The organism is Pelagibacterium sp. 26DY04 (assembly GCF_031202305.1).
Taxonomy (GTDB): domain Bacteria; phylum Pseudomonadota; class Alphaproteobacteria; order Rhizobiales; family Devosiaceae; genus Pelagibacterium.
Genome location: NZ_CP101731.1, coordinates 2,118,503 through 2,138,716, shown reverse-complemented (window position 1 = coordinate 2,138,716; position 20,214 = coordinate 2,118,503). Strand labels below are relative to the sequence as shown.

Sequence of the window (20,214 nt, the reverse complement as noted above, 5' to 3'; positions counted from 1 at the left end):
GGATTATTCGATCTCGATAATGGCGTCGATTTCAACGGCGGCGCCGAGAGGGAGGGAAGCCACGCCGAACGCGGCGCGGGCGTGCTTACCCTTGTCATCCAACAGTTTTATGAACAGATCGGATGCCCCGTTCGCAACGAGATGTTGTTCGTAAAACTCGGGCGTGGAGGCCACGAGAACCGTGAGCTTCTGGATCGCCTTGATGTTGGAAAGAGCCGTCACCTGATTGACCTGGGCGAGAATGGAAACCGCACACAGAGCGGCTGCCTTCTGGCCGGCCGCGACATCCATGTTCTCACCGAGCCGGCCTTTGACCACCCCATCGGCATCCGCTGAAACCTGCCCCGAAACATAGAGCAGCTTTCCTGATTGGCGCACCGGAACATAGCTGGCAGCCGGGGCAGCAGGAGTTGGCAGGGTGTAGCCGAGATCATTGAGTTTCTGGTCGATCGTCATCGTCGCTCTCCGGTTGGATTTCTCTCGTCTTGGGCTGACGGTAAAGCTTGCCGCGAACCAAGGCTTCACGACCGAACCGGCCACGCACCTTGTCCATGGCGCGCTCGGCCGCCGCTCTGCGCGCAATGCCAGGTTCGATCAGGTCCACCGGATCGCTGCCGTCAGCCGGTTCGAGACCGGTAACACCGATCCCGAGCAAGCGAAAGGCAGTGCCATCCACTTCGCGAGCCAGCAATTTTACGCCGGTTTCGTAGAGTGTCGTGGCGAGTTGGGTCGGCAGCATGAGGTGCTGGGCCCGCGTACGGGATTTAAAGCCGGCGGTTTTGAGTTTGACCGTTACTGTATCGCCGACCAACCCTTGCTTCTTGAGCCGCTCCGATAGCCGTTCGGACAGCGAGAGCAGGGCGGTCGATAGAGATTCGAAGTCGGAAAGGTCGGCAAAGAACGTCGTTTCGGTGCTGACGGATTTGGTTTCGCGGTCAACAGAGACCCGGCGGTAGTCTTCACCACGCGCCAGCTTTGCCAGCCGGGCACCCATCTCGCCATAGCGCCGCATGAGATCTTCGGGAGCGCGCTGCTGGAGCTGACCGATAGTCGTCAAGCCATCCTTGCGCAGTGTTTCGGCCATCACCTTGCCGACCCCGAAGATCACCGAAATCGGCTTTTCGGCGAGATAGGAAACGGTCTCGGCTTTCCCGATCATCGCAAATCCGCGCGGCTTGTCGATTTCCGAAGCTATCTTGGCGAGGAACTTGTTGTGGGAGAGCCCGATCGAGATGGTTACCCCGATCTCCTCCTCGATCCGCTTGGCGAGGCGGGCCAGGGACACGGCCGGAGGGGCCTTGTGCACCTTCTCGGTTCCCGACAGATCGAGAAAGGCTTCGTCTATCGATAGTGGCTGGACCAGCGGCGTGAGCGAATCCATCAGCGCCCGGATTTCCCGGCTCACCCCTACATATTTGGCCATATCGGGCTTGATGACCACCGCTTGTGGGCACAAGCGTTTGGCCTGAAACATCGGCATGGCGGAACGCACGCCGCTCATGCGAGCGATATAGCAGCAGGTCGAGACGACACCGCGCTTGCCGCCGCCCACGATCAGGGGCTTATCGAGCAGGCTCGGATCGTCCCGCTTTTCGACCGATGCATAGAATGCATCGCAGTCGATATGGGCGATCGAGAGCTCGAACAGTTCCGGGTGATGGATAATGCGCGGCGAACCGCACTTCGCGCAGCGCGCCGGGGCTACCGGAGCCTCCCCGGCGGCAAAGCAGTCGCGGCACAAATGTCCGCCAATGGCCATCGTTCAACTCTGCGGGTTGAGGCCGTGCCAAAGCCGCATGACGCGCGAGACATCCAGACCCGAATTGGCGCACATGGCAAGCAGCAGCGATTCGTGCCGTCCGAAATAATCCACGAGTCCTTCCGCGAGAGCCCTGCTTCCCACGGAGTCACGCAAGCGTTGCGGCGAATAGCCGGCTAGCGCCATAAAGCGTTCAAGTTCGCCGACATCGGCGGCCAGCCAGGAAATGCAGGCATCGCCAACGGCAAGCAATTCAGCGGTGTCGACTCTATCGCCCAAGCGCCAGACTCAGCTTATTTCTGGTTTCGTAACATATTGCTGTTACCGCAACGCAATGACAACTCAAAGCGTCCGATCGCGGATGCCGGGCGAGGGGACATGACCAAGACCGTCATGATCGTGGAAGACAACGAGCTGAACATGAAGCTCTTCCACGACCTGCTTGAATCGCGCGGCTATCGCACCATTCAAACGCGCAACGGCATGGAAGCGCTGGATCTGGCACGCGAGCATCGCCCCGATCTGATCCTCATGGATATCCAGCTTCCGGAAGTGTCCGGGCTGGTGGTCACCAAATGGCTCAAGGAAGACGAGGACCTTGCTTCCATTCCCGTGATCGCCGTTACTGCCTTCGCGATGAAGGGCGATGAGGAGCGCATTCGGCAGGGCGGATGCGAGGGCTACATTTCAAAGCCGATCTCGGTGCCACACTTTTTGGAAACGATTGAAAGCTACATTGGCAAGGCCCAGTAGCAATCACTCTTCATTTATGGCCGGGAGGAAGCGCGCCGTGACTGCACGAGTGCTCATTGTCGATGACATTCCCACGAATGTGAAGTTGCTCGAGGCCCGTCTGCTTGCCGAATATTTTGACGTCGCGACCGCGTCTTCGGGGCAGCAGGCGATTGAAATCTGCCGCAACGAAAACATCGATATCGTTCTGCTCGATGTGATGATGCCTGAGATGGACGGCTTCACCTGTTGCCAGATTCTCAAGCAGGATCCGCAAACGGCGCATATTCCCGTGGTGATGATCACAGCGCTCGATCAGCCCTCCGATAGGGTGCGGGGGCTCGAAGCGGGCGCCGACGATTTTCTGACCAAGCCTGTAGACGATGTGCAGCTTCTCGCGCGTGTCAAAAGCCTGGTACGATTGAAAAGCTTGAGCGATGAGTTGCGCGCCCGGGCCCGCACCAGCCATCAGATTGCGCTCGAAGATGCCAGCGGCTCCGAATATGGCGTACGGGTGGAGCAGGGGCGGATTCTGCTTGTCGATACCGACCGGAGGCGGGCTGAGAGGCTTGAATCCTACCTTCGCGAAACCCACGAGGTCACCATTCTCACCGAACCGGCCGAGGCCGTGTTCCAGATTTCGGGCGGAGATTGCGAGCTGGCCATCGTCTCGATGTCTCTGCAGGGGTTCGACCCGTTGCGCATCTGTTCGCAGATCCGCACGGTCGATCAGACGCGTTCCATTCCCATCATTCTCGCCGCCGAGGAGCAGGATCGGCCGCAGATCATCAAGGCACTCGACCTTGGGGTGAATGACTTCATCATGCGCCCTATCGAGCGTCATGAGCTTTCGGCGCGGGTCAAGACTCAGATTCGGCGGCAGCGCTACACTGTCGAATTGCGTGAGAGCCTCAATTCGACAATGGCCATGGCCGTCATCGACGAGCTGACAGGTCTATACAACCGCCGTTATTTCGAGCGGCATCTGGCGATGGTGCTGGCCAAGGCCGAAGAGCAGGATCGCGATACGGCGCTGATGCTGCTCGATATCGACTATTTCAAGCCCGTCAACGATACCTATGGGCATGACGTCGGTGATGCGGTGCTCAAGGAGTTTGCCTCGCGCCTCCAGCGCAATATCCGTGGTGTCGATCTGGCGTGCCGCTTCGGCGGCGAGGAATTCGTCGTGGTGATGCCCGATACCGACATGCGGCAAGCGCAAAGCGTTGCCGAGCGCGTGCGGAGTGCCATAGCCGACCATGGATTCCAGGTCGGGCTGGAGCGCCCGCTCAGCATCACTGTCAGCGTCGGGCTGGCGCTCAACGAGCAGGAAAACGACACGCCGGAATCGGTAACCAAGCGTGCCGACATGGCGCTTTATAGCGCCAAGCGCGCCGGTCGCAATCGTGTGGTTGCCGACGCCGCGTAAACCGCAGACGCGGTAAGGTTAACCCTTCATTATTAATGGCGAAACCGGAGCTCGAAGTCCCCGGAACACTTGGCGTTTTTGGGCTGCAGGAGTAGGTTCGGGCCAAGGAAACGGACGCCCAAACGCATATCCGTTTCATGCCAGAACCCTACGGCTTTCAGGTCCGCCGCAACTCCTGTGCCGTAGGGCGGCTGACCCGGTACCGGACAAGAGTGGCCTCTTCGACAAACCGGACCGGGTCAGCCACATTCAGCGCGGAACGGTTATGCTGCGCAAAGAAAAACCCCGCTCAGTGGCGGGGTTTCTTTTTCGGTGCTTCGATCAAGCAGATTACTTGATCTTGGCTTCCTTGAATTCGACGTGCTTGCGCGCCACCGGATCGTACTTGCGGAACGAAAGCTTCTCGGTCGCGGTACGGGTGTTCTTCTTGGTGACGTAGTAGAAGCCGGTGTCGGCGGTCGAAACCAGCTTGATCTTGATCGTGTTGGACTTTGCCATCGCGGTAGCCTTTGAAACAAACAGGCCGCGCGACGGTTTTGCGCACGGCTCGGAAATGAGTTGGGCGCAAACTATGCATTTCGCGCCAAAAGTCAAGCACGTCAGGCGTGCCCGTCACTCTCGATTTCATCATGCGTGCCGGCGGGATCGAAGCCGTGCATATAACGGGCCCATTGCAAGCCGACGATCGCTCCCTTGATTACAGGAAGCAGGAGTACCGATGAGATAAGGATCATCGGAATCATGATCCAGAGATATGTCAGCGGATGGAGCGGCGTGGAACTCATCTCCATGTGCAACACCGCGCCGACCGCGAGGTGGCCGACAATCGTGATTACCAGATAGGGCGGAGCGTCATCGGCCCGATGATGGAACAGCTCGGTGCCGCACACGTCGCACTGGTCCACAACCTTGAGATAGCGCGAAAACAGCTTGCCTTTGCCGCAATTGGGACAGCGGCACTTCATGCCATTGAGCATGGCGGGCCAGAGCGGCCGCGTGGGTCTCAATGTCAGGTCGGTGACAGGCATAACTATTTCCTTGCGCGACGGCCGCGCGGTGCAGGCTTGCCCTTGCCGGTCCTGCGTCCGCGGGTAGGGCCGGGTGGTTTCACCCGTTCGCCCTGAGATAGGACTTCAAACCGCAATGCGCCAGCCATCGGCGCTGCTTCAAGCAGTCGCACATCGACTTTGTCGCCTATTCTGAAGCGTTCCCCCGTGCGCTCGCCGATCAGGGCCTGCTGGTCTTCGAAGAAGCGGAAATAGTCCTGTCCGAGAGAAGAGACGGGCACGAAGCCGTCGGCGCCGGTTTCATCGAGACGGACAAAGAGCCCCGCACCGACCAGGCCGGAAATCGTACCCCTGAACCGCGCGCCTATGTGGGCGGCAAGATATTGAGCCAACAGGCGGTCCGAGGTCTCGCGCTCGGCGGCCATCGCGCGGCGTTCGGTCGCCGAAATGTGCTCTCCGATCGCGCCCAGGCGATGCTCCTCGGCTTCGGTCAGCCCGTCCTCGCCAAGATCGAGTGCCTTGATCAGCGCGCGGTGCACGATCAGGTCCGAGTAGCGCCGGATCGGCGAAGTGAAATGAGCGTATCGGTCGAGGTTGAGGCCATAGTGGCCATAATTGCCCGGAGCATACTCGGCCTGCGCCTGGCTGCGCAGTACCATTTCGCTGACTTGTTGACTCTTGTCCGCCTTTTCCGCTCGGAAGAGGATCTGATTGAAGTCCTTGGGCCGCAGCGCTTCGCTGCGCGGCACCGGCAGGTCGAGCGATTTGAGGAACTCGCCAAGGGCGACGATCTTCTCGCGGCTCGGAGCATCATGGACGCGGTAGAGCAGGGGAACCTTGTGTTTTTCCAGCGTCTCGGCGGCGCAGACGTTGGAAAGGATCATCATCTCCTCGATGAGCTTGTGTGCTTCGAGGCGGTCGGGGACATAGACGTCCTTGACCATCCCATTCTCATCGAGGCGGATGCGGCGTTCCGGCAGGTCCAACGCCAGCGGGCCGCGACGATCACGGGCCTTGGCGAGAGCTGCATAAGCAGCCCACAACGGCTTCAGAATCGGCTCCAGCAGCGGGCCTGTGGCGTCGTCGGGATTTCCGTCGATCGCCGCTTGCGCCTGGCTGTAGCTGAGCTTGGCCGCCGAGCGCATCATGACGCGATGGAACGAGTGGCGTTTCTTGTTGCCTTCGGCGTCGATGACGATCCGAAGCGCCATGGACGCCCGGTTCTCGCCTTCGCGCAGCGAGCACAGATCGTTGGAAATCCGTTCGGGCAGCATCGGAACGACGCGGTCGGGAAAATAGACCGAATTGCCCCGCAGGAACGCCTCGCGATCCATGTCCGAACCGGCCCGGACGTAATAGGAAACGTCGGCGATCCCGACGTGAATGATAAAGCCGCCTGGATTGTTGGGATCGGTGTCCGGCTCGGCATGAACCGCATCGTCATGGTCTTTGGCGTCTGCCGGGTCGATGGTGATCAGCGGAATATCGCGCCAATCCTCGCGCCCCTTGAGCGTGGCTTCTTCAGCTTGTTGGGCGGCCTTTAGCACTGAAGCGGGGAAGCGGTAGGGGATGTCGAGCGAATGCAGCGCAATCAGGCTAACCGCGCCTTCCGATTGTGGATTGCCGACGACGTTGACGACCTTGGCGCGCGGAATCATCAACCTGCCCGAGACGGTGACTTCGATCTCGACAAGATCGCCGTCCTTGGCGCCCCCCAGATCGCCGGCGGGGATGCGCATCTCCCTTGCCTTGCGCTCGATCGGCACGAGCCGCGCACCGTCGTCGTCCATGCGGACAATGCCCAGATCGGCCTTGCGTGGCTTGTCCAGCACCTTCATCGGCCGCGCTGAGTAGACCGGAACCACTCCCCCTTCGCGATGGATGCGCGCCAGAATGCGGTCGCCTGGCGCGGGAGCTACCCGAGCGTCCTTGCCAACGGTGACTGTGACGCGCGGCTTTTCCCCTTCTTCATCGTCCCATTTCGCTGGGAAGGCGTGCAGATTATCTGGGTCGGCATCGGCGGGAATATCGAGCACCGTCACTGCCGGCAGTTCGCCTACGGGCCGGATTTCCTTGCGCTTGCGCGCCAGAAGCCCTTCTTTTTCCATGTCGCGCAGCAGCACCTTGAGGGCGATGCGATCATCACCCTTGATGTTGAAGTGCCGAGCGATCTCGCGTTTGGAATTGATCTCGGGAAAATCCGCTATCGCTTCCAGAATGGCTTCACGGGTCGGCAGCTCGCCGGGGGTGAAATTGGCCGAACGCCGACCCTTGCGCGGGGCAGGGGCTTGGGGCTGGGTTGCTGTGCGTTTGGCCATGTGTTTCCTTTTAGGCCTCTGCCTTCTTCTTGGCTGCCGCTTTAGGCTTTGCCGCTTTGGTCTTGGCCGCAGCCTTGGGCTTGGCTTTCGCCTTGGTGGTCTTACCCTTGGAACCAGCCTTGGCGGCGATCAGTTCCAGAGCCTTTTCAAGCGTCACCGCTTCGGGCGCCAAATCGCGAGGCAGGGTCGCGTTGACTTTGCCCTGATTTACATAAGGACCATAGCGCCCCGAGCGGACTGTTATGGCCCCATCGTCATGCTCGAAGCTCTTGATGGGCGCCGCGGCTGCGCCACGTCCGCCGCGCCCGCCACCGGCCTTCTTTTCGGCGATCAGCGATACGGCACGGTTGAGCCCAACCGAGAAGACTTCCTCGACATCGGGCAGGTTGGCATAGGTGCCGTCATGCAGGACGAATGGACCATAGCGTCCGATTCCGGCCGTGATCGGCGTGCCGGTTTCGGGATGCAGTCCGACTTCGCGGGGAAGCGAAAGCAGCTTGATCGCCTTTTCGAGGTCCATGTCGGCAGCGTTCCAGCCACGCGGCAGGCTGGCGCGCTTTGCATCCTTGCTGTCTTCGCCAAGCTGGACATAGGGACCAAAACGCCCGGTCTTGAGATAGATTTCCGCGCCGGTTTCCGGATCGGCTCCCAGAACGCCATCGCCCACGGCAGCTTCGGACGCCTGACCGGTCGCGCTTTCGGAAAGCTGTTGGGTGTGGCGGCACTCGGGGTAGTTCGAACAGCCGATAAAGGCGCCGTAGCGTCCAAGCTTGAGCGAAAGCTGCCCCGTGCCACAGGTTGGGCACAGGCGCGGATCGGACCCATCCGGCTTGGGCGGAAAGATATGGTGGCCCAGGAGGTCATTGAGCGCATCGAGAACTTCCGAGACCCGAAGATCCTTGATCTCTTCAGTCTGGTGCGAAAAATCCTTCCAGAAGCGGCGCAGCACCTCCTTGTAGTCGATCTCGCCGGCTGAAATCTCGTCCAGCTCTTCCTCGAGCCCGGCCGTGAAGCCGTATTCGACGTATTTGGTGAAAAAGCTCTGGAGGAACGCCGTCACCAGCCGCCCGCGGTCTTCGGGCACGATGGCGCGCTTGTCGAGCCGGATATAGTCGCGGTCCTTGAGCGTGGCCAAGGTCGCGGCATAGGTCGAGGGGCGCCCGATCCCCAGCTCTTCCATCTTCTTGATGAGGCTCGCTTCGGTATAGCGCGCCGGAGGCTGGGTGAAGTGCTGCTCGATGTCCACCTTCTCAAGGTTGGGAGTGTCGCCAACCTTGAGTGCTGGAAGCTCGAGACTGTCTTCATCATCCTCGTCGGTCTTTTCGACGCCATAGACGCCCAGAAAACCGGGGAAGGTGACCACGGAGCCTGTCGCGCGCAGCGTGATGGCCCTGCCGGCGGCGAGCACGTCGATATCGGCTGTCGTCCGTTCGATCTCGGCCGAGCGCATCTGACTGGCCAAGGCCCGGCGCCAGATCAACTGGTAAACCTTGAACTGATCAGGGTCGAGGTTACGCAGCGTATCGGGATGCTTGCCCAGATCGGTCGGGCGGATCGCCTCGTGCGCTTCCTGAGCGTTCTTGGCCTTGGTCTGGTAGAGGCGCGGCTTTTCGGGCACGTATTCGGGTCCGAATTCCTTGCCGATCACCCGGCGCGCAGCCTCGATCGCTTCCGGCGCCATCTGCACGGCGTCGGTACGCATATAGGTGATAAGTCCATCCTCATATAAGCGCTGGGCGATTTGCATCGTCCGCGAGGGCGAAAGCGAAAGCCGCGATGAAGCGTCCTGCTGCAACGTCGAGGTCGTGAACGGAGCATAAGGATTGCGCTTGGTCGGCTTTTTGTCGACGCTCGCGACCTTGAAATTGCCCTTCTCGATAGCCGCCTTCAGGCCCTCGGCATCTTCGCCGGTCTTGATGGCGAGCTTGTCGGTCTTGTCGCCGTCGACCGAATAGAGCCGCGTCGCAAAGCTTTTGCCTGACTGGTTGAGCGTCGGCGTGACACTCCAATATTCCTGCGGCTTGAAGCGTTCGATCTCCTCCTCGCGTTCAGTCACCAGCCGCAAGGCCACGGATTGCACGCGGCCAGCCGAACGGGAGCCGGGCAGCTTGCGCCACAGGATCGGGGAAAGAGTAAAACCGACGAGATAGTCGAGCGCCCGGCGCGCCAGATAGGCATCGACCAAAGGCGCGTCGATATCGCGGGGCTTTTTCATTGCCTCGGTCACGGCGTCCTTGGTGATGGCATTGAACACCACCCGCTTGACCGGCAGATCCTTCTTGATCGCCTTTCGCTCCTTGAGCGCATCAAGCAGGTGCCAGGATATGGCCTCACCCTCGCGATCGGGGTCGGTCGCCAGAATCAGTTCGTCTGCGCCTTTCAGCGCACGCGTGATGTCGGTCAGGCGCTTCTTGGACTGGGAATCGACTTCCCAACTCATGGCGAAATCTTCGTCGGGACGCACCGACCCATCCTTGGCGGGGAGGTCGCGCACATGGCCAAAGCTGGCGAGAACCTCGAAGTCCTTGCCCAGATATTTGTTGATGGTCTTTGCCTTGGCCGGGCTTTCGACGATGACGACTTTCATGCCTTGATAGGCTCCGCGACTAAAAGAGATTGGCCTTGAACGGGGGAGATAGGGCGGCGAACGCCCGCCCTCAAGGTCCGCGCAAAATGGTGAAACCGTTCGGCTCTGTCAATTGCGCCGATCCCGAGACGTCTGCCGAAAGCACTCGAGCGGTCAGCCGCGCAATGCAAAAAGCTGTCCTGGCGAACGTTCGATCCGGCCGGCAAGTTCGAGTTCGAGCAGCAAAATCTGCATGACGGGCGCCGATATGCCGGTGGCCTCGATGAGCATATCGGCGGCGGTGGGGGCATGACTGAGGGCGGTCAGCAGGCGGCTGCGATCATCCTCGGAGGGATCGGCGATGATCGATGCAGGGGCGGCATCGAAGTCCTCGGCTTCGAACAGCGGCAGGCGTGCGGGATCGGCGTGAGTGAGTTCGGCGACAATATCGTGGGCGCCGGTCACCAGCCTCGCTCCCTGCTGGATCAGATGATTGCCGCCTTCCGCGCGCGGATCGAGCGGGGAGCCGGGAACGGCGAAAACCTCGCGGTTCTGTTCCAGCGCCAGCCGCGCCGTGATCAGCGATCCCGAGCGCTTTGCCGCTTCGACGATGACCACGCCGAGGGAAATGCCCGCGACCAGCCGATTGCGGCGAGGAAAATCGCGGGCCCGTGGTTCCCAGCCCAGCGGCATTTCGGTCAGCAACGTACCCCCGGCATCGACGATTGCTTGCGCAAGCCCGAGGTTTTCGCTGGGGTAGATGTGATCCAAACCGCCCGCCATGACGGCGACTGTTCCGGTCTCGAGCGAGGCTTGATGGGCAGCCGCATCGATTCCGCGAGCCAGGCCGGAAATGATCGCATATCCCTGCCGGCCGAGATCGGTGGCAAGAAGCTGGGCCATCCGGCGTCCTGCGGCAGACGCGTTTCGCGCGCCGACAATGCCGACCGTACGTTTGTTGGTCAGCGCATTGCCGCCCATGACCGTCAGAACAGGCGGCGGTCCGGGGATATGGCGCAGATGCGGTGGATAGTCGGGATCGTTGGTGGAGATCAGCCGCGCGCCTATTGCTTCGGTTCGGGCGATTTCGTCTTCAGCTTCGGCAAGGGTGGGGATTCTGATGTGTCGACCGCCCCCGCGCTGGGCGAGGTGGGGCAGGGCATCGAGCGCCGCATCGGCGGAACCGAAGCGGTTTATGAGGGTGCGGAAGGTCGCAGGACCGACATTGTCGGCGCGGATCAATCGAAGCCACGAGACGCGCTGGGCGGGAGAAAGGATGGAGCGCGTCATCTGCGGGCGATCCTTAGGCTTGTCCAGGCGTTTTCTTCTCGCCGATTTTGCTCTCGGTTCCGGTCAGCAGCCGCCTGATATTCTCGCGGTGCGTGATGAACAGCATGATCGAAAGGGCAAAGGTAGCCCAGGTCAACTGGACGCCGGAAAACGCAAAGGCGAACATGGGAGCAGTCGCGGCGGCGGTCAGCGCGGCGAGCGATGAATAGCGTTGCGCAAAGGCGATCAGCAGCCACACGGCGCAGAAAATCAGCCCAATGACCCAGTGGAGCGCCAGCAGGATACCGATATAGGTTGCCACGCCTTTGCCGCCCTTGAAGCCAAGCCAGATGGGGAAGATATGGCCCAGGAAGGCAGCAACACCAGCGTAGAGCGCCGCCTCATAGCCCCAAAGCCAGCCGGCGATGGCAACAGCCGCCGCGCCCTTGCCCGCGTCGCAGATCAGGGTGAGCGCGGCAAGGTCCCGCCGCCCGGTGCGCAGCACATTCGTTGCGCCGATATTGCCCGAACCGATTGAGCGCACGTCGCCCAATCCGGCAAGCCGCGTCGCGATGACACCGAACGGGATCGAGCCCAGCAGGTATCCCACCACCAGGGCCAGCGCATATTCGATCATGCGAACGCTTCCTCTCTGTAAACGATATTGCCCCCAACAAGCGTCGCCATGACCTTGCCGGTCATGCGCGCGTTCTCGAATGTCGTGTTCGTCGAACGCGAGCGGATCCTAGCTTCCTCGACGATCCAGGGATAGTCCGGATCGAACAGGCACAGGTCGGCTTTCGCGCCTTTGGCAATGCGGCCCGCGTTCAATCCCAGGATTTCGGCCGGCCGAATTGTCACGGCGCGCAGCACCGTCATCAGGTCCACATCGCCGGAATGGACGAGGCGCAGGGCGGCTGCAAGCAGGGTTTCGAGCCCGATAGCGCCCGTCGCGGCATCGGCGAAAGGCTGACGTTTGCCTTCGGAATCCTGGGGGTCGTGGTCGGAAACGATCACATCGATCACGCCGGTCTTCAGCGCTTCCACAAGTGCCAGCCGGTCGTCCTCGGTCCGCAGCGGTGGGTTGAGCTTGAAGAATGTGCGGTAGGAACCGATGTCGTTCTCGTTGAGGCAGAGATTGTTGATCGAAATACCGACGGATATGGACCCGCTCTGCTTCTTGTAGAACGCCGCCAGTTCGGCGCTGCGTGCGGTTGAGATCGCCGCTGCATGGTAGCGCGCACCGGTCGCCAGCGCCAATTGCAGGTCGCGGTCGAGGGGAATGGTCTCGGCTTCGGCCGGAATGCCCTTGAGCCCTCGGAAGGTCGCGAGCGGCCCTGCATTCATGACGCCGTCCGCGATCAGGCTCGCCTCGCCGGGCAGGTGAACGATCGGAACATCGAAATTGGTCGCATAGACCATTGCCGAACGCATGACCGATGCGCTCTGAAGCGAATTGCGGCCGTCGGTAAAACACACCGCGCCGGCTTCCCTGAGCAGACCGAATTCCGTGAGGTCCTTGCCCTGGGTCCCTTTCGTGATGGCCGCCGAGGGTAGGACGTTTACCCCGCTCATGGCTTGGGCGTGTCGGGCGATGAATTCGACCAGGGCGCCATCATCGATCACCGGCTGGGTATCGGGCATCACGACGATAGAGGTGACGCCGCCCGCCGCAGCGGCCTGTCCAGCGCTCTTGAGCGTCTCCCGATGCTCGTGTCCCGGCTCTCCGGTAAAGACGCGGATGTCGATGAGCCCAGGCGCGAGAACCATTCCCTTGGCATCGATGCGATCGACCTTTTCGGGCGCTCCGAGAGGCTCACCTTCCGCGATATCGGCAATATTGCCGTCCTGGATCAGAACGGAGCCGTGGAAATCGGCATTGGTCGCTGGATCGACAATACGGGCGTTTTCGATAAGAAGGGGCTTATTCATCGCCACTCTCCTTGTTGAGCAACGCATCGAGCACCGCCATTCGGACGGCGACGCCCATCTCGACCTGCTCGGTTATCACCGACTGCGGCCCATCGGCGGTGGCCGGATCGATCTCGACACCGCGGTTCATCGGGCCAGGGTGCATGACGAGGGCATTGGAATTGGCGCGGCTGAGCTTTTCTGCGTCGAGACCATAGAAGCGGTAGTATTCGCGCACCGAGGGGATGAGCTTGCCGGAGGCGCGCTCGTTCTGGAGGCGCAGCATCATGACGACATCGGCGCCTTCCAATCCTTTTTCCATATCGGTGAAAACCTCGGAGGCCATCTGCTCGACACCGCGAGGCAGCAGCGATTTGGGCGCGACGACCCGGGTTCGCGCCTGCATTGCACCGAGAAGGATGAGATTGGAGCGCGCCACGCGCGAATTGGCGATATCGCCGCAAATCGCAACCTTCAGTCCGTTCAGCCGGCCCTTGTGTCGGCGAATGGTGAGAGCGTCGAGCAGGGCTTGTGTGGGATGTTCGTGCGCGCCATCGCCCGCGTTAAGCACCGCGCATTCGACCTTCTGGCTGAGCAATTCGACGGCACCCGACGATCCATGCCGCACCACGATCGCATCGGGCTGCATGGCGTTGAGAGTCGCGGCCGTATCGATCAGCGTTTCGCCCTTGGCGACCGAGGAGGTCCGCACTGCCATGTTCATGACGGTAGCACCCAGCCGCTTGCCGGCGATCTCGAAGCTTGCCTGAGTGCGGGTGGAGTTCTCGAAGAACAGATTGATCTGCGTCTTGCCCGCCAATGTCGGCAGCGTTTTGCGCTGGCGGGAAATGGGGATCATCGCCTCGGCACGGTCCAGGAGATCGATGATTTCGACCGGATTGAGTTGGGCGATTCCGAGAAGGTGCCGATGACGGAAAGGAAGGAAGGAGCCCTTGGGGCTATCGGGGAGTTCCGGCTGTCGTCGTGCCATTGTCTGTTCCACTCGCGACTAGCGGTGCCTACCCCATGGGGCAGGACCGGGCAAGGCCCAGAGGCAACAATCAACCGCTATTGCTTCAAGCCGCCGCGCGACCGGCCAGGAATATGCCGAGGCCGCATGCCAGCGCCGATGCGAGACTCGCGATCGACCGGACATGATTCCAGAACGTCCAGCGCTCGGAGTATTGTGCCCACATGGTTCTCGCGACTTCGATGTCTTGAGGGATCGTTTCCCGGCCGAGCGCTTCGTTCATAGGTACGTTAACGGCTACGGTGACTGCGAAAGCTCCCAAAAGGTAAGCGATTGCGGCCAGGCCGAACGCGCTGGCTGAACGAGGCTGCCCGATCATGAAAAACAGGATGGCTGCGCCTATCGTGAAGACGGGGACACCGAAGAAATTCGGGAAAAACCAAGGGTTCTGCACCACCGAGTTGATGTTCTGCATGGCGTCGATGGCCGACACGGGACTTGCGGCATCCAGTCCCCACATCACCGTGATGGAATAGGAGAAGAAAAACCCCGCCATCAACGTGCTGGTGACAAGGGCCAAAATGGCAAAGGCAGTGGCAAGGTAGGTCATCGTTCGGCTCCCAGCTACAATTCCTCTATCTGCCAATGATCTCCCCTGTATGACGCCAGCCGCTATCGCGGGCGCAAACGATCCAGCACCCCCTGCAGGATGTAACTCGCCGCCAGCTTGTCGACCACCTCGGCCTGGCGGGCGCGGGAAAGATCGGCCTCGATCATGGTACGGGTCACCGCCATGGTCGAGAGACGTTCGTCCCAGAAGACGATCGGCAGTTCGGTCTTCTGTTTGAGGTTCCGGACAAAGGCCCTTGTCGATTGGGCGCGAGGGCCTTCGCTGCCGTCCATATTGAGCGGCAGGCCGACGACGATGCCGGTGACTGCGTTGTGCGCTATGAGCGTCAGCAGCCGTTCGGCATCGGCAGTGAATTTGGTGCGCTTGATCGTTTCGACAGGAGAGGCCGTCATCCGCAGCGCATCGGAGATGGCGACGCCGATCGTCTTGGTCCCTAGGTCGAGCCCCATCAGCTTCCCGTTTTCGGCAAGGCCGGCGAGGGGATCGGTTTCATCGCTCATTGTCTGGTCCTTGCCGGAAGGGCGCTGACGGGCTTATCTCGCATTCCGATGAGTTCTGGCAAGGGAAGCGCGCCAATGAAGATCACTTGGTTTGCAGCCATGACGTTTCGGATTCACATTGGCGGACGGATCGTCGTCACTCATGCCGAGGAAGCTCCGGACGGGATTGATCCGACCGAACTCATCGCTGGGGCGCAAACCGTGGTTTCAGGCGAAAGTCCAGAACTTGCCGGCTTCGATCCTGCCGTGTGGCGTCCTCGCCGGCGCACGCGGCTCATCGATACCGATCCGGTGGACGAAGGCCCCGATCTCTTTCGGCTCGGTATTCGCGGGCTCGTCGCCGATTCGGCTGATGAGGGCCTGCTGATTGTTGAAGATGCGGCCCGGCCAACGCAATGGAGCCGCTGGGCCGATAATGCGGTGGTGGTGCTCTCGGGCTCCGGCGCTCAATGCGCAGCCCACGGAGCTGCGCTGCTCGACGCAGCGCGGCCGCGCTTGATCGCCCTGGCGATCACCGATGGCGATATCGACGCTGCTTTCGATGCGCTGGCGCCAGAGCTCGAAGGCGCCAGTCTCATTGTGCTCGAACCAGGCTTGGCGGTCGAAGTATAGCGGATTGGCGATTGCCATTCTCGGAATGCCGTTGCTAAAAGCCGCTGTAGGATTTTCGAACATTGTCTAGGAGACGCACATGTCGGTCGATGCCGATACCGTAAGGCGCATTGGTCGTCTCGCCCGCATCAGGATTACCGAAGAAGAGGTCGCGGCCTACGAAGGCGAGCTCAACGCCATTCTCGGGTTTGTCGAGCAACTCGGCGAGGTCGATGTCGACGGCGTCGAGCCGATGACGTCGGTGACCCCGATGCAGCTCCGCCGCCGGGACGACAAGGTCACCGAGGGTGGATATGCCGAAAAGATCGTGGCCAACGCTCCGATCTCGGAAGACAATTTCTTCATGGTTCCCAAGGTCGTGGAGTAGGCAGTGGCCGTAACGATTGCCATCGAGACGCCGCTGCAGGATGACGTGCGGGCGCTGGTCAAGGCGCTCAACGCGTATCTCAACCCCCTTTCGCCACCCGAGTTCCAGTTCCAGATGACAGTGGAGCAGATGGCTGGTGAAGACACTACCGTGTTCATCGCCCGCGACGAGGCGGGCAAGCCAGTGGGAATGGGTGCGCTCAAGGTCTTCAACTCCGATCTTGCCGAGGTGAAGCGAATGTACACGCTTCCCGAAGTGCGGGGACAACGTGTCGGCGTTGCCCTTCTTCAGGCGATCGAAACGCTGGCGCGCGAGAAGCGGATCGGGACGTTGAAGCTCGAGACCGGCAATGTGGCGGGGTTTGAACCTGCCTGGCGGCTCTATGAGCGCAATGGTTTCACCCGTTGCGGCGCCTTCCTCGATTATCCCGACAGCCAGTATTCAGCATTTTACGAAAAGGCGCTCGCCCATGCGCCGTCCGAAAGGGTTATTCCGTGACCGATCTTACCCGTTTGAGCCTCAAAGCCCTGCGCGATGGCATTGCCGCCAAGCAATTCACCGCGCTCGAAGCTGCCGATGCCTATGTGACGGCCATCGAGGCGGGCAATGAGAAGCTCAATGCCTATGTCGCCGTTACCGCCGAGCAGGCGCGGGAGATGGCCAAGAGTTCCGACGATCGCATCGCCAAGGGCGAGGCGGGTCCGCTCGAAGGCGTCCCGCTGGGGATCAAGGATCTGTTTGCGACCAAGGGCGTTCACACCCAGGCAGCCAGCCATATTCTCGACGGGTTCAAGCCCGAATACGAGTCGACCGTCACCTCCAACCTCTGGCGCGATGGCGCCGTGATGCTGGGCAAGCTCAACATGGACGAGTTCGCCATGGGATCGTCCAACGAGACGTCCTATTACGGTCCGGTGGTCAATCCCTGGCGCGGCGAGGCCGGCAATAAGGATCTGGTGCCCGGCGGCTCGTCTGGTGGCTCGGCAGCCGCGGTGGCGGCATGGCTCTGCGCCGGTGCGACGGCGACCGACACGGGCGGATCGATCCGCCAGCCGGCGGCCTTCACCGGCACCGTGGGCATCAAGCCAACCTATGGCCGCTGCTCGCGCTGGGGTGTGGTTGCATTCGCTTCCTCGCTCGACCAGGCCGGGCCGATTGCGCGTACGGTCGAGGATTCGGCTTTGATGCTGCAGTCCATGGCAGGGTTCGACCCCAAGGATTCCACCTCCGTCGATATGGCTGTTCCTGATTTCGCGGCGGCGGTGGAACGGGGCGTCAAGGGCCTCACCATCGGCGTGCCGCAGGAATATCGCAGGGAAGGAATGCCTGGGGATATCGAAAAGCTCTGGCAGCAGGGGCTCGAATGGCTCAAGGCGGAAGGGGCGACGGTCAAGGACATCTCGTTGCCGCACACCAAATATGCCCTGCCAGCCTATTACATCGTCGCGCCCGCCGAGGCGTCGTCCAATCTTGCCCGTTACGACGGCGTGAAATACGGATTGCGCGTTTCGGGCAAGGACATCACCGATATGTACGAGTTGACCCGGGCCGAAGGGTTCGGCCGCGAGGTCAAGCGCCGGGTGATGATCGGCACCTATGTGCTCTCGGCGGGATATTACGACGCCTATTATGTGCGGGCACAAAAAGTTCGCACGCTGATCAAGCGCGACTTCGAAGATGCCTTCAACGCGGGTGTCGACGCGATCCTCACGCCGGCGACGCCTTCGTCCGCGTTCGGGATTGCCGATCAGGAACTGCATTCCGACCCGGTCAAGATGTATCTCAACGACGTGTTCACCGTCACCGTCAACATGGCCGGGCTGCCGGGGATCGCCGTGCCGGCGGGCAAGGACGGGCAGGGGCTTCCCTTGGGGCTGCAGCTCATCGGCAAACCGTTCGATGAGGAAACCCTGTTCGCGGCCGGTCGGGTGATCGAAAAGAGCGCGGCGCTGGATCTGGCGCCGGCAAAATGGTGGTGATCTCGCAAGGGCAGCTCGAGGAGCTGATCCTTGCGGGAAAATCGGTCGAGGATGCCGATCTTTCGGCGATCGACTGGACCGACCTTCCCGATGGCGCGCTTCATGCGCGCCATTGCCGTTTCGAGGGGGCCAGTCTCGCCGATGCCGAACTGGCGGGGGGCAAGTTCGATGGATGCACTTTCGAGCGCGTGCGCTTTGCCGGTGCCAACCTGACCGATGCCAGCTTTTCGGGTTGTTCGTTCTTCGATGCCGAGGCCGGAGAGGGGTGTGATTTCTCCCGCGCCGACCTCGAAGGCGCGACGTTCGAAAACTGCAACCTGGCCATGGCGCGCTTCGGACTTGCGGGCCTGTTCGACACGACCTTCAAAAGCTGCAAGGCGGCGGGAGCCGATTTCGAGGATGCGCGGTTTGCCAAGACGGGGGGCGGGCGCGTCGCCGTTTCGCGGGTGCGGTTCATCGCAACGCTACTCGATATGGCAAGCTTCAGGCAGGCCAAACTCGGTGATTGCCTGTTTGCCGAATGCAGCCTGCGACAGGCCGATTTGCGGCAGATTTCGGCATCGAGCGCGGATTTCAGGGATTGCGACCTCAGCGAAGCCAATTTCAACGGCGCTGTTCTCGATGACGCGGATCTGCGCGGCGCGATGGTCATGGGCATCGACATCACCCGGCTTGCCAGCTTCGAGGGGATCAAGGTTTCCGCCGAACAATTGACCGATATCGTCCGACCCTTGGGCATCAGGGTCTTTCCGCGGACCCGTTGAGTCACCATGTTGCACTCTGGCGCCTCAGCCGTTAACTCAACTTTTCACTCTATCGTCCGGTAAACACAGAACGTCATGTCCGATATCTTTACCACTCACGACTGGTCGAGCCCGCCAAAAGATCTTTCCTTGCCGCTGCAGGCGCTGTGGTGGATCAGAAAGGGCGAATTCCGGATGGGTCCCGAATGGGAAGAAGCGCATCGGATCGTCCAGCAGATGGAGGGCGTGCAGGCGTTCGACTGGGTGCACGCTCTGCTGCACTGGATCGAAGCGGATATGGGGAATGCCGACTACTGGTATCGCCGCGCCGGCAAGCGCCGCAGCGCGCCCTCGGTCTCCCAGGAATGGGAGCACATGGCGATGACGCTTTCGGATGCACCAAGGCATTAGGTGCGCGCAAGCTCCGCACGCGGCGCCCGAGGGAGCGTGTTGAGGGCTGTTGCTGGATTCCGGGCTTATCCCGGAATGACAGACTGAGTTTGCTTCAGGCTGAACTTGGGGCGGGGCGGCTCTTGCCGCACCCTCTCCCCTCGTAGCTTCCAGCGGCCCAACTGCTTATCCCCATCATCACCCCACCCCCAACCGTCATCCCGGGCTTGAGCCGGGATCCAGTATACTCAGCGCCTGAGCCCAAGCCGCAGCGCTCCTCCGAGAGCCCCTTCTCCCCTGGTGAGAAGGCCATGGGAGCGGAGCCTGCCCCTCGCGAAGGCGGGGGCTCGAATGGCAGGCCGGAGGGCGGATGAAGGGGCGCTGAGCTTCAACAACCGCCATGGTGGCCGCTGATATGCCGAGCCCCCTCATCCGACCACTTCGCGGCCACCTTCTCCTACCAGGGGAGAAGGGTACGGGGGTACACACCAGCACAGAGCTCCTGGCTTCTCTCAGGACCATGCCCCAGGAGCCCCCTTCTCCCCTGGTGGGAGAAGGGCCGGGGATGAGGGGGGGCGCTGAGCTTCCACAGGCACCGGCGCCAAAAACTTATCCCCGCCCCCTGCGCTTGCTCCATACTCCTCCTCACGACCCCGCGCATATGGACGCAAGCGCTACGAACGTTTGGGCGGGGTCGGTTCGGGTTCCTCACGGGTCGCCGTGGGGAAGGCCCAAAGCGGACAGATGGCCGGATGTGGATAACAGGTGTGAGCGGACCACCAATCCAATCACTCCCACGTCGCACCGGGGAAACCCGGAGGGGCAGCGGGAAATCATCGGCAACGGTGGCTTCCCAACAACCCCCAGCCCGAGACGCCGCCATAAGCCTAAAATCCCGAGCGCATGGGGCGATGGTCGCTTCATACTAAATACAAACGTGCGGAGCGTTAATCGCCCCATGCCGTCTACAATCGTTCACAACCGCAGCGGGCGCCGCGTGCGGAGCTTGCGCACGCCCGCCACCAGAGGAG

Annotated in this window: 21 protein-coding genes; 8 read left to right on the top strand and 13 right to left on the bottom strand. The window is 61.3% G+C overall.

Annotation, left to right across the window (positions count from 1 at the left end; all coding sequences use genetic code 11):
• Positions 1 to 3: 3 nt before the first annotated feature.
• Genes NO932_RS10420 through NO932_RS10410 form a run of 3 tightly spaced genes read right to left on the bottom strand, consistent with a single transcriptional unit; the run spans position 4 to position 2,038 of the window.
• Positions 4 to 456, bottom strand: a complete 453-nt coding sequence (locus NO932_RS10420; RefSeq protein WP_309207321.1) for a RidA family protein — start codon at positions 454 to 456, stop codon at positions 4 to 6.
• The gene (locus NO932_RS10415) at positions 431 to 1,759 is read right to left on the bottom strand and encodes a DNA polymerase IV (protein ID WP_309207320.1); all 1,329 of its coding nucleotides are present in this window, start codon (positions 1,757 to 1,759) and stop codon (positions 431 to 433) included. Before NO932_RS10415 ends, NO932_RS10420 begins: the two co-directional genes overlap by 26 nt.
• Before the next feature lie 3 nt (positions 1,760 to 1,762).
• The gene (locus tag NO932_RS10410) at positions 1,763 to 2,038 is read right to left on the bottom strand and encodes a DUF3572 family protein (protein WP_309207319.1); all 276 of its coding nucleotides are present in this window, start codon (positions 2,036 to 2,038) and stop codon (positions 1,763 to 1,765) included.
• 99 nt (positions 2,039 to 2,137) lie between these two features.
• Between NO932_RS10410 and NO932_RS10405 the strand changes: the two genes are divergently transcribed.
• Both NO932_RS10405 and NO932_RS10400 read left to right on the top strand, forming a co-directional pair.
• Complete coding sequence (locus NO932_RS10405) at positions 2,138 to 2,512, top strand: response regulator (RefSeq protein ID WP_309161048.1); 375 nt, start codon at positions 2,138 to 2,140, stop codon at positions 2,510 to 2,512.
• A gap of 37 nt (positions 2,513 to 2,549) precedes the next feature.
• Positions 2,550 to 3,920: a PleD family two-component system response regulator gene (locus tag NO932_RS10400; RefSeq protein ID WP_309207318.1), complete on the top strand. Its 1,371-nt coding sequence runs from the start codon at positions 2,550 to 2,552 to the stop codon at positions 3,918 to 3,920.
• A 330-nt stretch (positions 3,921 to 4,250) separates the two neighbouring features.
• On the opposite strand, the gene rpmG is transcribed toward NO932_RS10400, so the two are convergent.
• The 10 genes from rpmG to ruvX form a co-directional block, all read right to left on the bottom strand.
• A complete protein-coding gene (gene rpmG, locus NO932_RS10395; protein WP_309161050.1) occupies positions 4,251 to 4,418 on the bottom strand; it encodes a 50S ribosomal protein L33 in 168 nt (55 codons plus the stop codon).
• Positions 4,419 to 4,519: 101 nt separating this feature from the next.
• Positions 4,520 to 4,948, bottom strand: a complete 429-nt coding sequence (locus NO932_RS10390) for a DUF983 domain-containing protein (protein WP_309207317.1) — start codon at positions 4,946 to 4,948, stop codon at positions 4,520 to 4,522.
• A gap of 2 nt (positions 4,949 to 4,950) precedes the next feature.
• Positions 4,951 to 7,245, bottom strand: coding sequence for a ribonuclease R (gene rnr / locus NO932_RS10385; protein WP_309207316.1), 2,295 nt, complete (start codon positions 7,243 to 7,245; stop codon positions 4,951 to 4,953).
• Between the two features lie 10 nt (positions 7,246 to 7,255).
• Positions 7,256 to 9,832, bottom strand: a complete 2,577-nt coding sequence (gene topA / locus NO932_RS10380) for a type I DNA topoisomerase (protein ID WP_309207315.1) — start codon at positions 9,830 to 9,832, stop codon at positions 7,256 to 7,258.
• Between the two features lie 153 nt (positions 9,833 to 9,985).
• Entirely contained in the window at positions 9,986 to 11,101 is a 1,116-nt protein-coding gene (gene dprA / locus NO932_RS10375; protein WP_309207314.1) for a DNA-processing protein DprA, read from the bottom strand.
• Between the two features lie 13 nt (positions 11,102 to 11,114).
• Complete coding sequence (plsY, locus tag NO932_RS10370) at positions 11,115 to 11,717, bottom strand: glycerol-3-phosphate 1-O-acyltransferase PlsY (RefSeq protein WP_309207313.1); 603 nt, start codon at positions 11,715 to 11,717, stop codon at positions 11,115 to 11,117.
• Complete coding sequence (pyrC, locus tag NO932_RS10365) at positions 11,714 to 13,012, bottom strand: dihydroorotase (RefSeq protein WP_309207311.1); 1,299 nt, start codon at positions 13,010 to 13,012, stop codon at positions 11,714 to 11,716. The genes plsY and pyrC overlap by 4 nt, the downstream gene beginning before the upstream one ends.
• Positions 13,005 to 13,982 (bottom strand): aspartate carbamoyltransferase catalytic subunit, encoded by a 978-nt coding sequence (locus tag NO932_RS10360; RefSeq protein WP_309207310.1) that lies wholly within the window; start codon positions 13,980 to 13,982, stop codon positions 13,005 to 13,007. Before NO932_RS10360 ends, pyrC begins: the two co-directional genes overlap by 8 nt.
• Before the next feature lie 85 nt (positions 13,983 to 14,067).
• Positions 14,068 to 14,571 (bottom strand): anthrone oxygenase family protein, encoded by a 504-nt coding sequence (locus NO932_RS10355; protein WP_309207309.1) that lies wholly within the window; start codon positions 14,569 to 14,571, stop codon positions 14,068 to 14,070.
• A 62-nt stretch (positions 14,572 to 14,633) separates the two neighbouring features.
• The gene (gene ruvX / locus NO932_RS10350; protein WP_309207308.1) at positions 14,634 to 15,092 is read right to left on the bottom strand and encodes a Holliday junction resolvase RuvX; all 459 of its coding nucleotides are present in this window, start codon (positions 15,090 to 15,092) and stop codon (positions 14,634 to 14,636) included.
• Between the two features lie 75 nt (positions 15,093 to 15,167).
• Here ruvX and NO932_RS10345 point away from each other — a divergent pair, with 75 nt between their 5' ends.
• From NO932_RS10345 to NO932_RS10320, 6 genes are all read left to right on the top strand, one after another.
• Positions 15,168 to 15,704 carry a hypothetical protein gene (locus tag NO932_RS10345; RefSeq protein WP_309207306.1) on the top strand — a complete coding sequence of 179 codons (537 nt, stop codon included), beginning with the start codon at positions 15,168 to 15,170 and terminating at the stop codon, positions 15,702 to 15,704.
• A 79-nt stretch (positions 15,705 to 15,783) separates the two neighbouring features.
• Positions 15,784 to 16,071 (top strand): Asp-tRNA(Asn)/Glu-tRNA(Gln) amidotransferase subunit GatC, encoded by a 288-nt coding sequence (gatC, locus tag NO932_RS10340; RefSeq protein WP_309207305.1) that lies wholly within the window; start codon positions 15,784 to 15,786, stop codon positions 16,069 to 16,071.
• 3 nt (positions 16,072 to 16,074) lie between these two features.
• A complete protein-coding gene (locus tag NO932_RS10335; RefSeq protein ID WP_309207304.1) occupies positions 16,075 to 16,569 on the top strand; it encodes a GNAT family N-acetyltransferase in 495 nt (164 codons plus the stop codon).
• Positions 16,566 to 18,050, top strand: a complete 1,485-nt coding sequence (gene gatA, locus NO932_RS10330; RefSeq protein WP_309207303.1) for an Asp-tRNA(Asn)/Glu-tRNA(Gln) amidotransferase subunit GatA — start codon at positions 16,566 to 16,568, stop codon at positions 18,048 to 18,050. The genes NO932_RS10335 and gatA overlap by 4 nt, the downstream gene beginning before the upstream one ends.
• Positions 18,041 to 18,814, top strand: coding sequence for a pentapeptide repeat-containing protein (locus NO932_RS10325; RefSeq protein ID WP_309207302.1), 774 nt, complete (start codon positions 18,041 to 18,043; stop codon positions 18,812 to 18,814). The genes gatA and NO932_RS10325 overlap by 10 nt, the downstream gene beginning before the upstream one ends.
• A gap of 75 nt (positions 18,815 to 18,889) precedes the next feature.
• Entirely contained in the window at positions 18,890 to 19,204 is a 315-nt protein-coding gene (locus NO932_RS10320; RefSeq protein ID WP_309207301.1) for a hypothetical protein, read from the top strand.
• Positions 19,205 to 20,214: the final 1,010 nt, after the last annotated feature.